Source organism: Marinobacter sp. S0848L, assembly GCF_023016065.1.
In the GTDB taxonomy this organism is placed as follows: Bacteria; Pseudomonadota; Gammaproteobacteria; order Pseudomonadales; family Oleiphilaceae; genus Marinobacter.
Window position 1 is genome coordinate 141,094 of the sequence record NZ_JALKAQ010000006.1, and the last position, 16,031, is coordinate 157,124.

The window sequence follows — 16,031 nt, forward strand, 5'->3', positions numbered from 1 at the left end:
CCAAGTTAAAGGGCGAAGCCCCCCAGTTTGGTTTCCAGATATTCTTCAATGCCTTCCTGCGCACCTTCCCGTCCGAGACCGCTGTTCTTCATGCCGCCAAACGGCGCGGCAGCGCTGGTGGGGTTGATGTCGTTAATGCCAATAATGCCGAAATCCAGAGCTTCGAACGCGCGCATGGCGGTGGTCATATTGTTGCTGTAGATATAAGCAGCTAGGCCATACTCGGTGTCGTTGGCCATAGCGATGACATCATCTTCTGAACGATAGATGATGACCGGAGCAACCGGGCCAAAGGTTTCCTCCCGATAGATTTTCATCTCAGGGGTTACACCGGAGAGCACGGTTGGGGCGTAGAAGTAACCGTCTGACAGGCCGTTATCCACCAAACGCAGGCCACCGGTCTCTAGCTTTGCGCCTTTGGCAACGGCGTCTTTAACCTGGCTATCAACCTTTTGGATGGCCTGGTCGTTGATCAACGGGCCAATACCCACGCCTTCGGTCATACCGTTACCGGCCAACAGACGGTTGGCGCGGCTGGTGAGTTCTTTAATGAACGGTTCAAGATGATCTTCGTGCACGAAAATACGGTTTGGGCTGATACAGGCCTGGCCAGTGTTCAAGAATTTCACCAGAGACAGGCCTTTGGCGGCATGCACTGGATCGGCATCAGGGAAGACAATGGCCGGTGCATGGCCGCCGAGCTCCATAGAGACACGCTTCATGTTAGCTGCGGCCAGACCGTTCAGTTTTTTACCTACAGGCGTCGAGCCTGTGAAGGTCAGCTTGCGAACCCTCGGATCGGTACAAAAGGCATCGCCCACCCGGGATGGATCCTGCACGGTCAGCATGTTAATTACGCCAGCTGGGAAGCCTGCTTCGGCGAAAATTTCCATCATGGCCTTTGCGCACAAAGGCGTGCTTTCCGCCGGTTTCAGAATGACAGTGCAGCCGGCCGCCAGCGCAGGTGCGAGCTTGCGAGTAATCATCGAAATTGGGTAGTTCCAGGGTGTAATCGCGCCGACCACGCCAACCGGTGATTTCTGCACCATAAAACGCTGGTTTTCACGAGCGGAAGGAATACTTTGCCCGTATACGCGTTTGGCCTCTTCGGCAAACCACAGAAGGAAATCCGCACCGTACTGAACTTCGTTGAGGGACGCTTTTAGGGGTTTGCCCTGTTCGCGTGTCATCAGTTCAGCCAGTTCGCGCTTTTGCCGGATCATCAGTTCCCAAGCCCGGTAGAGCAATTGGGAGCGGTGGTAAGCGGTGGTCTTTCGCCATTCTTTAAAAGCACAATCGGCGGCCGTAATGGCCGCCTCAATATCCTGATCTGTGCAATCGGGCACCTGCCCGATGACTTCACCCGTTGCGGGGTTGGTTACCGAGAGCTCAGGGCGCCCGGTTAACCATTCTCCGTTAATGTACATGAGGCGATACCTCTTGGTTGTTATTAAAAGTCTGTTTCCGATAGCGCCATGATGGCGTCGTCACCGGATCGCATCGAGCTCATGTGCGCAGAGCATCGTGGCAGAATGTGATCGATGAAAAAGTTCGTGGTGGCCAGTTTGTTTGCAGCGAAAGCACTCTGGTCAGCCGGATCATTTGCGGCTGCAGTAGCGGCTTTTAGCATCAGCCAGCTTGCTGTCACGATTGAACTCAGCATCAGGTAGTCGAAGGCAACGGCACCTGTGAATTGGTCGTCATCGCCGCGTTCCAGAACGATACTGGTGGCATCTTCGAGGAACGTCACTGCTTGGTCAAATTTAGCCTGGCGGTCTGCGGAGATCACAGAGCCACTTTGCGCCAGACCCGTGAACGAACGAATATCATCAATCAGCTCGGCCATTGCCTGGCCATTGTCCCGAATCGTTTTACGGCCGATCAGATCAAGGGCCTGAATGCCGTTTGTGCCTTCGTAGATGGGTAAAATTCGAGCGTCACGATAGTGCTGCGCGGCGCCGGTCTCTTCAATGAAACCCATGCCGCCGTAACATTGAATGCCCAGAGACGTGACTTCCTGTGCGATTTCTGTGCACCAGCCTTTAACCAGTGGTGTCAGCAGGTTAGCCCGTCGCGTATAGCGACTTTTGAGGTCGTCAGGCAGACTCTCTGCGTTGGCATAATCCATGGCCACACAGCCGGTGTAGGCGAGCCCCCTAGCGGCTTCAGTCAGGGTTTTCATGGTCATCAGCATCCGGCGGACGTCCGGGTGTTTGATGATCGGTGAAACACCTTTTTCGCCGGGCGCGGTGCCTTGAGTTCGCTCGAAGGTATAGTCCCGCGCCTGTTGGTAAGCGCGTTCGGAAATGGAAACGCCCTGCAGGCCAACGGTTAGCCGTGCGTTGTTCATCATGGTGAACATACAGGCCAGACCTCGATTCTCCTCGCCCACCAGATAACCGGTGGCGCCTTCGTTGTCGCCATAAGCCATGACGCAGGTCGGGCTGGCATGGATGCCTAGCTTATGTTCCAGTGAGACGGCATGGCAGTCGTTCCTTTCGCCCGGCTCCCCCGAGGCATCTGGCAGATACTTGGGTACGGCAAACAATGATATGCCCTTGACGCCGGGAGGCGCATCGGGCAGGCGAGCAAGTACAAGGTGGATGATGTTCTCCGCCATGTCGTGCTCACCCCAGGTGATGAAAATCTTTTGACCTTTGATTCGGTAGACATCGCCGTCCGGATGGGCTTGGGTACGGATATTTGATAAGTCCGAACCTGCCTGTGGTTCGGTCAGATTCATGGTGCCGGTCCAATGTCCGGAAATCATTTTCGGTAGCAACTGCTCTTTCAGAGCGTCGCTGGCGTTCTCGGAAAGCGCCTCTACGGCGCCTTGAGATAACAAAGGACAGAGCCCCCACGCCATGTTAGCGGCATGCCACATTTCCTGAACCGGAATGGCCAAAGAGAACGGCAGGCCCTGACCGCCAAACTCCGGATCGAACTGCAGGCTGGCCCAGCCGCTGTCTGCGTATTGCTGGTAAGCCTCTTTAAAGCCTGCCGGGGTAGCCACTTTGTAGTCGCTATCCAGGCGCACACCGGTTTGATCGCCGGTGACGTTCGTTGGAGCGATGACGGAACCGGCAAAACGAGCGGCTTCTTCAAGAATGGCGGAAACGACATCCTCGGAAGCATCTTCGTAGCCGCAGGCTTTTGTCATTTCTGAAAACCCCGCGACGTGCTTCAGGGTAAACGCCATCTCACGGGTGGGTGCTCTGAACTCTGTCATGGTATGCTCCCTTAAGCCATGTACTGGCCGCCGTTAACCGACATGTTGGTGCCGGTCACGAAGCTGGCTTCATCAGCTGTCAGGTAGGCTACGGCTCTGGCGATGTCTTCGGGCTTGCCAAGGTGACCAACCGGGATGCCAGCAACAATGTTGTTCAGGACTTTTTCGGGTACCTGGCGAACCATAGGGGTATCGATATAGCCCGGAGAAACCGAGTTGGCGGTCACGCCTTTACGGGCGCCTTCCTGAGCAATGGACTTAGTGAAACCATAGATGCCGGCTTTTGTGGCGGCATAGTTACACTGGCCGAACTGCCCCTTCTCACCATTCAGCGACGAAATGTTCACGATACGGCCAAAGCCGCGCTCACACATGCTTTCAAATACCTGTTGGCACATGTTGAACATAGACGTCAGGTTTACGTTGATGACCTGGTTCCACTGTTCGGGTTGCATTCTTTTTAGCGGAGCATCATTGGTGATGCCGGCGTTGTTAACAAGAATGTCGATTGGCCCAAGATCCTGTTCAACGGCGGCAACAAACGCTTTGCAGCCGTCGAAGTCGGTGACGTCTAACGCGTAAATAGCGGCATCGATGCCTTCCTCGCGGAGGTTTGCCTGCCAGTCATTGGCTTGCGCCTCTTCGCCGGGCAAGTGAGTGCCTACTACTTTGCGACCCTGAGCGGCCAGCGCTTTAGTCATGGCGGTACCCAGGCCACCGTTTGCTCCGGTAATAACTGCAATGCGATTCGTCATGGTGTTCTCCTTTCGTTTTACGGATTGTCTATTTCAAGAGTTTCTTGATGTGTGATGATTGGGAAATGACTCCCTCGGAGGTGTACCGATTGCTGCGGTCAACAATCTTCGGTAGCTCGTACAGGTAATTCACCATCAGGCCGGCAGATTGCTTCAGGCCTTTGTCTGAGGTGTCGGCCATCCAATTAAGTCTCGCAACCTGAGCGCCGTTGCTTAAATGGAAGTTGGCCACCGGGTCAATGGCACGCGGCTTACCGGGTTTCAGGGAGCACAGGTAGGACGCCGCCAATTTCATGATGGCTTCTTGCTGGGCGCCGGTGGCATCGCCTTGGCTTGCTCGCACGGGATCCCGGGGCGGTGGCGAACTTAGCCATTCTTCTCCGCCCGGCAGCTGAGTCAGTTCATCTGCCGGTGTGTTTTCCAGCCAGCGTCGGAAACCCGGAATGGGGGAAAGCGTGGCGAACTGTTTTAACTGCGGGAACTCCACCTGAAGCTTGCTGACCACCTGCTTGATGAGGAAGTTACCAAAGCTGATGCCAGCCAATCCCTGCTGGGCGTTGGAGATTGAATAGAAAATCGCAGTATCAGCTTTGTCGATGTCCTGGGTGGGGGCGTGTTCGTCCAGAAGCTTTTGAACGTTATCCGCGAGGCCGTTCACCAACGCCACTTCAACGAAAATCAGCGGTTCGTCGGGCATATTCGGATGGATAAAAGCAAAGCAGCGGCGGTCGAAATCAAGACGATTCTTTAGGTCGCTCCAGCTCTTGATGGCATGGACGGCCTCATAGGCAATCAGTTTCTCCAGAATGGCCCCGCTAGAGTTCCAGCTGATTTCTTCCAGCTGTAGTAAACCGATGTCGAACCAGGTTGCCAGCAGGTCACGGAGGTCGGTTTCCAGCGGTTTCAGTTCTGGATAGTCTTTGCATAACTGCAACAGTTCTTCACGCATATCCACCAGAAATTTGACTCCGGAAGGTACGCCGTTGAACTGTTTTAGCAGTGCTGTGCGGCTAGGAATTAACGCCTTGCGTAACGCCTGTGCGGCTTTGGTTTTCTCATTGGCCTTGGCGCTATGCCACTGATCGATAGCCCTCTCTACACTGGTTTCGTTTACACCATAGTGTTCTGCGAGCAGGCCCAGAAAACGGGTTCGTCCTGTTAGAGACAGTTTTAGGTAGGCGCGGCCGAGCAAGGCTGCGCGCTTGCGAGCTTCTACCTGGCCACCGTTTTCGGCAAGGCAGTCGTCAATCCATTCCTTAACAGTGGCAAGATCCGGCTCCGGCAAGTCTTCGGCGATGTTTACGATGTCCGAGCCGCGACGGCCCATTGATTCCAATCCGCCCGGAACCAGCTTTTTAAAGGCTCTTTCAAAAATGCTTACGGGTTGCCTCTGCATAACCGCGACTCCCTATGTACAAAGCGGTGTTGTCTAAGTGGATAACAGAAGGCTACCAGAGCATTTTATAAAAACCAAGTAAAAGTACTTGGTTTGATGGATATAAACCAGTAATGTAGTGGGTGTATGGATCACAGAGAGGAAGAAGCAATGCAAGAACTACATGGCTATTACCTGGAAGACCTTGAAGTTGGAATGGAGGCGTTCTACGCCAAAACGATTACCGAAGCAGATGTAGTGTTGTTCGCTGGTATCAGCGGTGATGACAACCCGGTGCATATTAATGCTGAGTATGCGAAGACCACGCCGTTCAAAGAACGCATTGTGCACGGCATGTTCAGTGCTGCGCTGATTTCTGCCGTGTTGGGTACACGTATGCCGGGCCCTGGTGCCATTTATATCGACCAGCAGATTAAGTTCAAAGCGCCGGTTCATATTGGAGACACCGTTGTTGCCTCTGCCAAGATTATTGAGATCAATGAAGAGCGACGTCGAGTAAAGCTGGAAACCGTCTGTAAGGTGGGCGACACCGTGGTCGCTGAGGGCGTTGCTACAAATATGGTTGACCGCCGCCCGGCGTAAGTCTGGAGATTATTATGTTAATGGATCAAGAGAATTGCATCGTTGCCGTGATCGATGTGCAGGCCCGTTTGTTGGGCGGGGTACATGAAAACGAGAAGCTGGTGAACAACTGCAGTTGGTTGGTGCGCCTTGCCGGGTTGATGAACGTACCGGTGATTGGATCTGAGCAGTACCCGGATGGCCTTGGCCATACGGAAGAGGGTTTACGCGAGCTGGTGGGGCCTGCCAACATTTACGGCAAAACTTTCTTTGCGTGTATTGACGACCCGGGTTTCGAAAAGGCGTTTCAAACGCATGATCGCAAGCAAGTCGTTTTATGTGGTATGGAGTCTCAAGCGTGCGTGATGCAATCGGCGCTAAGGCTTCTGGAGAAAGGGTTGGAGGTGTTTGTGGTGGCGGATGCTATTTCAGCACGCAACGCCTACGACACGGAAGTAGCGCTACGTCGAATGGAACAGGCCGGAGCCAGAATCGTTACCAAAGAAATGGTCGGGTTCGAATGGCTTCGACGCTCGGATGCAGGTCAATTTAAAGCCTTTAGCAAGGAGTTTTTGCGCTAGTCAATCGCGGGGCCCAGGCACGTTGTGGCCAAGGGCCCCGGAGACCTTCAGAATAGGGTTGATTAACGCACCCTGAGTTCCAGAGAATCCCATAGACATGAAAAACCGCACCCCGGAAGAAGGGCGAACTGCCCTGACGGACGATGCCGAACGTAACCGCTTGTTGGCGGAAATGGCGGAACAATCTACGGACATGATCTCCCGGCACACACCGGAAGATTGGCGTTTCATCTATGCTTCGCCGGCGGTAACGCATTTGCTGGGGTATTCGGTTGAAGAAATCGTGGGTATCTCTGCCTACGATCTGTATCACCCAGATGATGTGGAGGATTTCCGATTACGGGCACCTACAGTTAACTACGATCGGGGTTTGTATACCCACACCTATCGGTTTCGATGTAAAGACGGGCATTACACCTGGCTGGAAAGTACCAGCCGAACCATTCGGGATCCTGAAACCAATGAAATTCGGGAAATTCTTGTGGTGTCCCGAGATGCGAGTCACCGAGTCAAGGCAGATAAAGCCAGTCGTCGGCTAGCGCGAGTTCTGGAAAGTACTCAAGATCTGGTTATTTTTGCGAACCTCGATTTCACGGTTTCACACCTGAATGAAACGGCGCGAAATGCGTTGGCGGTGGAGCATACCGACTATACTGCTTTCCCGCTATCCTGCTTTGTGACCGAAAAGGGCCTCGCAACCTTGATGGAAGAAGGTTTCCCGACAGCCGAGAAAACGGGGAACTGGCGTGGTGAACTGACCATGCAGAGTCTACAAGCCGCCCGTATACCGGTCATGCTGGAGTTGCTTGCCCACCGCTCTTTGCATGGGGATATCGAGTATTTCTCACTGGTGGCTCACGATCTGACAGAAAAAAAAGAAGCGGAAGAGCAGCTTAAGCAATACCAGGCTGATATCAATCACGCGAGTCGGCTGGTAACCATGGGCGAGCTGGCGTCGAGCTTGGCTCACGAGTTGAACCAGCCACTCTCAGCGATGGTGAATTACCTCCGGGGCATCGAGCGACGGTTTGCGGATAAGCCTACTCTTGCCTGGAAAGATGTTGAGTTACCCATTACCAGAAGCATCAAGACAGCGTTGAGAGCGGGAGAAATCATCCATCGAATGATGGACTTTACCCGCAAACAGGAGCCGGTTGTTACGCACCTTAATTTGCCGGAGTTGATCGGTGAAATGATCGATTTTTGCGAGAACATGGCGGAACGGCACAACGTGCGGATCGTGTTTGAGCAACCTCCAGAATTGCCGTTTGTTAAAGGTGATAAGATTCAGCTGGAACAGGTTTTATTGAATCTGGTCGTGAACGCGATAGAAGCAAGCATCTCATCAGACGATGAAGAGGCAACCACCGTGACAATTAGTGTTAAACCCCACGAGAATGACCAGTTGCGGGTTGAGGTGAATGATCAGGGGCGGGGGATTTCAGAATCGGATAGGTCTCGCCTTTTTGATCGTTTTTATTCAACCAAGGAAGCCGGTCTTGGAATGGGGCTGGCCATCAGCCGTTCATTGGTAGAGAATCTCGAGGGCGAACTCTGGGCAGAAAACAACGCTGCCGGAGGAGCTCGCTTTTCATTTACTCTTAATATTGCCGATTGATCACTCATGAACCCGAATACAGATGCACAAACAGTTTTCGTTATTGATGACGATACCGACGTAAGAGATTCTTTAAAGTGGCTGCTTGAGTCTGTTGGCCTTAATGTACAGTCCTACGAAAATGCGTTGGCTTTTTTCGAGGGGTTCGATGCGCGAGCGAGCGGTTGTATTGTGATGGATGTGCGAATGCCGGGCCTTAGTGGTATTAACGCTCAAAAGAAGTTGCCTGAATACAATATCGAACTGCCTGTCATCATGATTTCCGCCCACGGAAATGTGGACATGGCGGTGACAGCGTTGACGCAAGGCGCGATTACGTTTATTGAAAAGCCATTTGATGACCAAGTGCTTATCGATCATGTTCATAATGCTCTAGAAAAAGATCGGGCTCGGTTTACTCAACGCCGCTCGCAGTCGCGAATCCGGGAGCGCTATGACAGCCTGACCCGCCGAGAACGCCAGGTTTTGGAGCTGATTGTGAAGGGTCTGTCGAACCAGGATGCGGCCGATGAGCTCGGTATCAACAGGAAAACCGTTGAAGGACATCGAGCGAATATGATGGCTAAAATGAAAGTTGATTCATTCGCCGAACTGGTGCAAGTGGCTATAGCCTTGGGGCTTGTTCAGGGTTTAGCTCAGTAATACCGTCTGATGGGTTCCTGCCCCCGCCGAACTCTGCGGGCACCGTGTTTTCTAAATTTTTTTTAGCGCGCCTCCCTGGCGCGGTTTCAATTTTCTCCCATGACCGACGACCTGCACGACATCATGAGTGTTTGCCTCGGTTACTTTTGTTTTCACATCGTTTGAATCCTAGTCTCCTGCATTTTTCCGAGTAAAAATAATTGGTTTTATTTCTATTTTCGGGTATGTGAGCTCGGTTTTGTCCTGTGCTGGTGTGAGAAAACAACAACAATAAGAGGCTTGATCCATGAAACCTGAATTTAAAATCGAAGGAACCCTGGCCAGCAGCCATTGGGGAACCTATCGTGTTTGTACCAATGCTGGGCGTGTTGTCGCACTCAAGGGGTTTGAGAAGGACGAAGATCCCTCCCCCATCGGTCAAGGTATTGTTGATGTACTGGATGGGCCGACACGTATCAAATCGCCAATGGCGCAGTAGGTTGTCACGTACAGAAGCGAGGCATGCGGGAGGCCGCTGCCAATGGAACGAAGATGGTAAATGTCAGCCCGTTACGCTCAGACGTTCTCGAGGAAATGAATGCCGACTGGTTAGCGATTTATCCTTGCAGCGATGTCGCATTGCTGCTCGGTATTGCCTGCACCCTCCAGGACGAGGGGTTAGCCGACACAGAGTTTCTCTCCAAGTATACGGTTGGTTATGAGACGTTTCGGGCATACCTGGTGGGAAGGATCGATGGCATAAAAAAAGACAGCGACTGGGCTGCGGTTAAAACGGGTATACCTGCAGAGCGTATCCGCGACCTTGCGCGCGATATGGCGCGCAAGCGTACGATGATCTCGGTGAGTTGGTCCCTGACGCGGCAGGATAACGGCGAACAACCCTATTGGGCGGCGATAGCGGTCGCATCAATGTCAGGACAACTTGGGCTTCCAGGCGGCGGCATCGGCTTTGGTTGCAGCGCGATGAATGCGATCGGTGCTAATTACCAGGGCATTCCCGGGGCGGCTCTGCCCCAAGGAAGTAATCCGGTAAAAAGCTTTATTCCCGTTGCTCGAATTACCGACCTGCTGGTGCATCCGGGTGAGACTTTCGAATACAACGGGAGAACCGGAATCTATCCTGAGATCAAACTGATTTATTGGGCGGGCGGAAATCCGTTCCACCACCATCAGGGTCTCGTTTGAATGAGGGCGGCGTGGCAGAAACCGGATACGGTGATTGTTCACGAATGGTGTTGGAATGCCTAGGCGAAACACGCGGATATCGTGATGCCGGATTTCGAGGCGTTCAAGAGTAAAGGCTGGTTTGAAAATGCGATGCCATCAGAGCCATAGGTTCTTTTGAAAGGCTTTCGCGATGACCTGCATGGTGGATATTTAAGTCTAGCGTGGTGAGGTGCCGCCTATGAAGGCACACACCCCACCAGTGATTCGGCGCTAAACCTAAAGGTCTATAGCCCTCGGTGCCTTGTGTGGCCGAGGGTTTTAGGAGGTTTTTTTAAGCTTCACCATCATCTTGGTATATCCGCGCACAAAGTTTGACTGCACATACTCCGGCTCGCCCACCACCTCGATATCATCAAAGCGCTTCAGAATCTCTTCCCAAAGAATACGCAGCTGCATTTCCGCTAAACGATTTCCCATGCAGCGGTGTACCCCAAAACCGAAGGACAGGTGTTTGCGCACGTTCTTGCGATCGATGATGAACAGGTCCGGGTCTTGCTCGAACGCCCGTTCATCCCGGTTGCCGGAGGCGTACCACATCACCACTTTGTCGCCTTGCTTGATCGTTTGGCCATTCAGTTCAACGTCCTGCTTTGCAACGCGGCGCATGTAAGCCAAAGGCGTTTGCCAGCGAATGATTTCCGACACCATGCTGGGGATTAGCCCCGGATTTTGTTTGAGCTTGGTGAATTCTTCAGGGAACTGATTCAGCGCTAAAACGCCGCCGGTCATGGAGTTACGAGTCGTATCGTTCCCACCTACGATCAGCAGCACCATGTTGCCAAGGAACTCCATAGGGCGGTTGATCATGGTGCGGGTGTTTTCGTTGGCAAGCAGCAAGCTGATCAGATCGAATCCGGGTTCCTCCCCGGCGGCTTTTCGGGCTTCTTTCTCACGCCACAGCAGCGACATCTGCCTTGCCATATCGGCCGAAGCCGCGAAGGATTCATCGATGTCTGCGGTACCACCGGTCGATTCAGGTGGTGCGGCGGCCATGTCGGACCAATAAGCGAGTTTATGGCGTTGTTCATAGGGGAAATCGAACAGGGTGGCCAGCATGCGGGAGGTCAGGTCGATGGATACTGTCTGCACCCAGTCGAAAGGCTCAGCAACAGGCAGGTGATCCAAAACATCTTCGGTGCGACTGCGAATCAGGCTTTCCATTTGCGCCAGATTTTTAGGCGCCACCACGCCTTGAACTGCTTGGCGCTGCACATCGTGCTTGGGTGGGTCCATGGCGATGAAGGTTTCGATTTCCAGGCCGGGAGGTGGCGGGCCAAGTGAAATGATGGGCTCGGCTGAAAACAGGTCGTAGTGGGTGTCCACAAACATGATGTCTTCATAGCGAGTTACCGACCAGAAGGGCCCGAAGGGGCTGCTTTTCTGATAGTGCACCGGGCACTCGTCCCTTAGGCGCTTAAAGTAGGAGTGCCATAGCCCTTGCCGGTACAAGAACGGGTTGCTCACATCGATATCTTCCAACGCCAGTTCGGACACAGGTGGCAGCGGAACCTCTCTGAAAACCGGTGGCTGTTCACGCTTACCCATGCGTTTTTTCAAGTTCTGAAACGCATGCATTCCTTTAATCTGCCAGTCAATCGGCACAGTGGCAGCGGCTTTGTTCGCTAAAGGTTCAAGGACGGGGCTGAGTAGGCTCATGCAAAACTCCAGGGTCAGTTTTTATAGAATCGTTTTCATCGACCACGAACGAACTGATCGACGGCTGCCTACATTTGATATTCCGGGAGCCGCACGACCAGTCCGTCGAGAGATTCCGTGAGGGTCACTTGGCAGGACAAGCGTGACGTGTCGGATTTCTCCGGAGTGAGTTGGAGCATCCCTTGCTCATCGGCGTTGATGCTGCCGGTGGCGGCAATCCAATTGTTATCCACAATGACATGGCAGGTGCCGCAGGCACAGGCACCACCGCAGTCGGCATCGATTCCGGGAACGCCGTTATCAACCGCTGCCTGCATCAAAGATTGGCCTTCTTCGATGTTTACTACATGTTCCGTGCCTGTGTGCTCAACGAACGTGATCTGCCCCATAAACACCTCGCTTGTGTTTTATCAAGGAATGGTTGTTCTCAGCTCAGATTACGTTTTGCCGGATACCGCAGGCAGGTCATTACTTGACAGGAGGGGGTCATTAAAAGACTCTTGGTCAAGTTGTGATCGATAGGCTGTGTCTGCAGTCGCAGATTAACGAACGGATATAACAACAATGATAAGCGCAGTGGATGTTGACGAACCCAGCATTCCCTCCAGTTACAGCCGCTTAGCAGCCCGTGAACTGGGCTTGCTGGCTCGCGATGTGACAGAGGTGTTAACGGGTACACAATTGTCCGTGGATCAGTTTTTACGGGAAAGCACGTTGCTGACGCCAAACCAGCAACTTCAGATTTTGCGAAACTGTTTGCAGATTGCCAAAAACGAGGCCTTTGGCCTGCGGCTAGGCCAAAGGTTAACCTCGCCCACTCATGGCGCACTGGGGTTTCTGGTGAACAGTAGCCCGGATTTGCTAACCGCCTTGCAGGCGTTTCAAGCGTATTTGCCAACGCGCATGAATCTGGCTCGGCTTGATCTGATTATCGAGGGTGAATGGCTCGAGTTAAGCTGTGAGTACGCCGTAGATCTGGAAGAGGAACTTCTCCGCTTGCTAAGCGAGATCTTCACGGTGATCTTTTTCGACACGGCCGAGTTCATTGTCGGGCGACCGCTGCGTGAGGCTTATATCGATTTCATGCATCCGGAGCCTGCCTATTCCGCGCGTTATACCGACCACATCCCGGCCGCCATAGGGTTTGGTGCCGATGCCTATGTGTTGAGAGTCCCTCTTGAAATCTGCAAAGCTCCCAACGCTTCCGCTAACCACGAAAGCTATGTCATGGCGCTCAGACATTGCGAGGCTATGCTGGCGCAGTTGAACCCGAACAAAAGCACCTGCACGTATCAGGTGCAGAAGATGATACTGTCGCACCCGCCCGGCGTGCTGAGCGAGGAAGAACTTGCCGCTGCGCTCTTCATCTGCAAGCGCACGCTCGCCCGGCGTTTGAAGCAGGAAAATACAAGTTTTCGAAAGGTGAGGGATGAAATTCTGTCGCAACAGGCCATCGGCTATTTGCTGGATAGCCAGTTACCGGTAGAAGCAATTGCAGAGTTGCTGAACTACCACGACAGCGCGAACTTCCGGCGGGCATTCAAACGCTGGTTTAACCTGACCCCGGGCCAGTACCGTCGTCAGCATTCGGCTTTTTAGGCCGCGTGTTGAGTCTTTTTTTCAAGCGTCATGCCGGTTCCGCCTGCGATACTCTCCGGGCGAAATGCCCATCCATCGTCGAAAGGCGCGGGTAAAGCTGGCGGTATCGGTGTAGCCCAGATGAATGGCCAGTTCATCCAGCTTCATGTCGCTGCCACTAAGAATTTGAGTGGCAGTTTGGCGCCGTTCTTCTTCTATGATGGCCCGGAAACTGCTGCCTTCCTGGTCCAGCTTCCGGCGTAGGCTCCGGGGTGACATGGCAAGCTTGCTGGCGACTTCGTCGAGCGTGGCGACCAGCCCTAACGATCCCAATACCTGCTGCCGCACCATACCCGTTAGACCGCTGGTTTGCCGTTGTTCAAGCTGAAACCGGCATTGGTCATCCAGCATGCGTACGAGCCGTGGGCTGAACGTGGGAAGAGGCTGGTCTGCGGCGTTCGAGGAAACCAGCATGGCGTTTCGACTGCTATGGAATCGGGGTGCTACCCCCATGGTTTCCGTGAATAATTCTGCGTAATCGGGCGGTGGGCCCTGAAAATCGACGGCGCAGATATTCAAGCCAGACAGACTGAGTTCTTTCAGCAGGTTGATTCCGGTGGCGAGATCCCGTTCAAGCAGGAACTGGCGCAAATGCGGGGGGATGGGTTCTGGGTCCAGCCCGATCCCAAAGCGGCCATCCTCCTCAAACGTGTACATACGGCAGTAGGCTGTGCTCAAGGGCAGGTAGCGCAGTGCGGTGCTGGCAGCATCCCGCAGAGTTCGGCTGGTACGCAGCGCAAAGCCCCACACCCCGAAGGTTGCCACGTTGTACTGCAGCCCGAGTTTGAAGCCTAGCCCGGGTACCTCAGGGAGCGCCCGAATCAGGTTCTCGATCAGACGGATTTCCTGTTCCCGGGTAATCAGTGCCTCCCCGTCTTGTAAGTCCTCGGAGCTGATGGCCGTTCCGTCCAGGCAAATGTCCTTCGCAATACCGTGGCTGGCAGCAAAGTTAATCATGACCTGACTAATAGCAATCGGGTGAAGCGTGGATTCTTGTTTTAGCATGATCGGAGTTTAGCGGTTTCGGTAACGGCATGGTACTTGGCCTAAAGAGTCCCGCGATTGGCCGTAGATGTCCTTGGGCGATGGTATTGAGGTGACTAGATTGAATAGGTGTCGGAATTACACCCATGAGACTGAAGCTATGACGCACGATAAGTACAATCCAAACCGCGAGGCGGTGGCGTTCGCTAAACACTATATGGGCGAACTGGCCTGGCCAACAGTATTGGTGGTGATGCTTGTGTTAACAGGCTATCTGGCGGGTTTGTGGCTGTTTGCCGTGGGGTGGTTAAGCCCGCCAGTGACGGTGTTGGTGCTGGCGATGCTGACTTATATATCGTATACGCCGGTGCACGAGGCTGTTCACGGCAACGTGCACGGCAAGCACGAGCGTCTGCAATGGCTTAACGACGCCTGCGGCTATTTGATGGCACCTCTTATTGCCATCCCTTACGCCTCGCACCGGCTGGAACATATGACGCATCATCGGTACACCAATCAGCCCGATAAAGATCCGGATTTTGTGATTAGCGGTATCGGCAAAGGGCCTGTCGGCGCTGTGATCACAGTATTCAAGTTTCTTTGGCTGCAGAATACGTTTTTTGCCCGTACTCATTGGCATAAAGCCACCACCAAAGAGCGGGTGGTTTATTGTACGGAAATCGCCGTATCCCTAGGCTGGCGGGTAGCCTTTGTCATGCTGACGGACGTGGCCTATGCCGGGTGGGTACTTTTTTCGAGCTACTTTATCGGCGGTTTTTTCACTGCGTATTGGTTCGCTTACCGGCCGCATATTCCCTACAAGGATTCGGCCCGGTACCGCAATACGAACAGCTTGATCATGCCTGTGTGGATGAAACCTGTGGGCTGGTTTTGGTTAGGGCAGAACCTGCATTCCATTCACCACCTGTTCCCGAGGGTACCGTTTTATCGTTACCAGGCGTTGCACGATGACATCGAGCCAATTTTGCGAGAGCAGGGTACGCCGATTGTGGGGATATTCAGTCGCAAGCCAATCGAGAAAGCGGGGGCTGAATCGCCCCCGATAGAAAGGCCAACGGTTATGCGTTGGTTTTCTTGAGTCGGCGGGACAGGCCCAGCCCAAGCATGCCTAGAGCAATCAGGCCGATACTGCTTGGTTCGGGCACCGAGGCACTCGGGTCGCTGGGGTTAGAGGCGGAATCGGGGCCGTCGAGCCAAACACTCCAGTTCGGTCCCATGCCGCGACCGTTTGCGGGTTGATCCCAATCGGCCAGTGCAATGGGTGCTTCGCTGTCAAACGCGAAACCATCGCTGATGTTGTCGCCCAACGCAAAGTTATTGTAGGTGGCTACGGAGAAAATGTAGTCGCCCGCGACCAGGCTGGCCAGCGAGAACCCTGAGTCATAGCTGGTTTGAGTTGCCGGGTTGATGCTGTCGTCGTCATCGTTTTCGAAAAGCAGCGTGCCATCGCCTTTCCATAATGCCGTGATCGGATCGAAGTTGTCTCCACCCATAAAGGAGTCTGTCCAGACACGTACGTTTGTGGTGTCTTGGTCCAGTGTGAAGTAGGTCAATACAACATCGTTGTGGTAGTCAATTGTGCCTTGGAAGTTAATTAAAGCGGCGTTTGCAGTGGAGGTGGCGGCAAGGAGTGCGGCACCAGCAATCATAGATTTTAGCTGTGTCATAAACGGATCCATCCTGGAATGTTTTATAAAAACATCGCCATACAGCGACGGCCGTC

General features: G+C 53.5%; 16 protein-coding genes. 8 read left to right on the plus strand and 8 right to left on the minus strand.

All coding sequences use genetic code 11. The annotated features are described in order from the left end of the window. Positions 1 to 5: 5 nt before the first annotated feature. The 4 genes from MWU64_RS09785 to MWU64_RS09800 are packed head-to-tail and all read right to left on the minus strand — an operon-like array spanning position 6 to position 5,380. On the minus strand, positions 6 to 1,427 hold the full coding sequence (locus tag MWU64_RS09785) for an NAD-dependent succinate-semialdehyde dehydrogenase (protein ID WP_247063899.1): 1,422 nt from the start codon (positions 1,425 to 1,427) through the stop codon (positions 6 to 8). A gap of 23 nt (positions 1,428 to 1,450) precedes the next feature. After that, positions 1,451 to 3,229 carry an acyl-CoA dehydrogenase gene (locus MWU64_RS09790; RefSeq protein WP_247063901.1) on the minus strand — a complete coding sequence of 593 codons (1,779 nt, stop codon included), beginning with the start codon at positions 3,227 to 3,229 and terminating at the stop codon, positions 1,451 to 1,453. 11 nt (positions 3,230 to 3,240) lie between these two features. Then, positions 3,241 to 3,984 carry an acetoacetyl-CoA reductase gene (gene phbB / locus MWU64_RS09795; RefSeq protein ID WP_247063903.1) on the minus strand — a complete coding sequence of 248 codons (744 nt, stop codon included), beginning with the start codon at positions 3,982 to 3,984 and terminating at the stop codon, positions 3,241 to 3,243. A 28-nt stretch (positions 3,985 to 4,012) separates the two neighbouring features. Next, positions 4,013 to 5,380, minus strand: coding sequence for a malonyl-CoA decarboxylase (locus MWU64_RS09800; protein WP_247063905.1), 1,368 nt, complete (start codon positions 5,378 to 5,380; stop codon positions 4,013 to 4,015). 150 nt (positions 5,381 to 5,530) lie between these two features. Between MWU64_RS09800 and MWU64_RS09805 the strand changes: the two genes are divergently transcribed. The 6 genes from MWU64_RS09805 to MWU64_RS09830 all read left to right on the plus strand — a co-directional run bounded on the left by MWU64_RS09805 (position 5,531) and on the right by MWU64_RS09830 (position 9,967). Then, a complete protein-coding gene (locus MWU64_RS09805; protein WP_133006731.1) occupies positions 5,531 to 5,962 on the plus strand; it encodes a MaoC family dehydratase in 432 nt (143 codons plus the stop codon). A gap of 14 nt (positions 5,963 to 5,976) precedes the next feature. After that, on the plus strand, positions 5,977 to 6,522 hold the full coding sequence (locus MWU64_RS09810) for an isochorismatase family protein (RefSeq protein ID WP_247063907.1): 546 nt from the start codon (positions 5,977 to 5,979) through the stop codon (positions 6,520 to 6,522). Positions 6,523 to 6,619: 97 nt separating this feature from the next. Continuing rightward, positions 6,620 to 8,140 carry an ATP-binding protein gene (locus MWU64_RS09815; protein ID WP_247063909.1) on the plus strand — a complete coding sequence of 507 codons (1,521 nt, stop codon included), beginning with the start codon at positions 6,620 to 6,622 and terminating at the stop codon, positions 8,138 to 8,140. Positions 8,141 to 8,146: 6 nt separating this feature from the next. Next, positions 8,147 to 8,782: a response regulator gene (locus MWU64_RS09820; protein ID WP_247063911.1), complete on the plus strand. Its 636-nt coding sequence runs from the start codon at positions 8,147 to 8,149 to the stop codon at positions 8,780 to 8,782. A 286-nt stretch (positions 8,783 to 9,068) separates the two neighbouring features. Then, positions 9,069 to 9,260 carry a hypothetical protein gene (locus MWU64_RS09825; RefSeq protein WP_247063913.1) on the plus strand — a complete coding sequence of 64 codons (192 nt, stop codon included), beginning with the start codon at positions 9,069 to 9,071 and terminating at the stop codon, positions 9,258 to 9,260. A 23-nt stretch (positions 9,261 to 9,283) separates the two neighbouring features. Then, on the plus strand, positions 9,284 to 9,967 hold the full coding sequence (locus tag MWU64_RS09830) for a molybdopterin-dependent oxidoreductase (protein ID WP_281496315.1): 684 nt from the start codon (positions 9,284 to 9,286) through the stop codon (positions 9,965 to 9,967). Between the two features lie 300 nt (positions 9,968 to 10,267). Here the strand turns inward: MWU64_RS09830 and MWU64_RS09835 are convergent, their stop codons facing one another. Then, a complete protein-coding gene (locus MWU64_RS09835; RefSeq protein WP_247063917.1) occupies positions 10,268 to 11,665 on the minus strand; it encodes a cytochrome P450 in 1,398 nt (465 codons plus the stop codon). Positions 11,666 to 11,733: 68 nt separating this feature from the next. Then, on the minus strand, positions 11,734 to 12,054 hold the full coding sequence (locus tag MWU64_RS09840; RefSeq protein WP_247063919.1) for a 2Fe-2S iron-sulfur cluster-binding protein: 321 nt from the start codon (positions 12,052 to 12,054) through the stop codon (positions 11,734 to 11,736). A gap of 175 nt (positions 12,055 to 12,229) precedes the next feature. On the opposite strand from MWU64_RS09840, the gene MWU64_RS09845 reads away from it, so the two are divergent. Then, complete coding sequence (locus MWU64_RS09845; protein WP_247063921.1) at positions 12,230 to 13,264, plus strand: AraC family transcriptional regulator; 1,035 nt, start codon at positions 12,230 to 12,232, stop codon at positions 13,262 to 13,264. A gap of 21 nt (positions 13,265 to 13,285) precedes the next feature. On the opposite strand, the gene MWU64_RS09850 is transcribed toward MWU64_RS09845, so the two are convergent. Then, complete coding sequence (locus MWU64_RS09850; RefSeq protein ID WP_247063923.1) at positions 13,286 to 14,308, minus strand: AraC family transcriptional regulator; 1,023 nt, start codon at positions 14,306 to 14,308, stop codon at positions 13,286 to 13,288. Positions 14,309 to 14,447: 139 nt separating this feature from the next. Here MWU64_RS09850 and MWU64_RS09855 point away from each other — a divergent pair, with 139 nt between their 5' ends. Then, entirely contained in the window at positions 14,448 to 15,386 is a 939-nt protein-coding gene (locus tag MWU64_RS09855; RefSeq protein WP_247063925.1) for a fatty acid desaturase, read from the plus strand. On the opposite strand, the gene MWU64_RS09860 is transcribed toward MWU64_RS09855, so the two are convergent. Continuing rightward, positions 15,367 to 15,975 carry a DVUA0089 family protein gene (locus MWU64_RS09860; protein ID WP_247063927.1) on the minus strand — a complete coding sequence of 203 codons (609 nt, stop codon included), beginning with the start codon at positions 15,973 to 15,975 and terminating at the stop codon, positions 15,367 to 15,369. The two genes, MWU64_RS09855 and MWU64_RS09860, sit on opposite strands and share 20 nt — an antisense overlap. Positions 15,976 to 16,031: the final 56 nt, after the last annotated feature.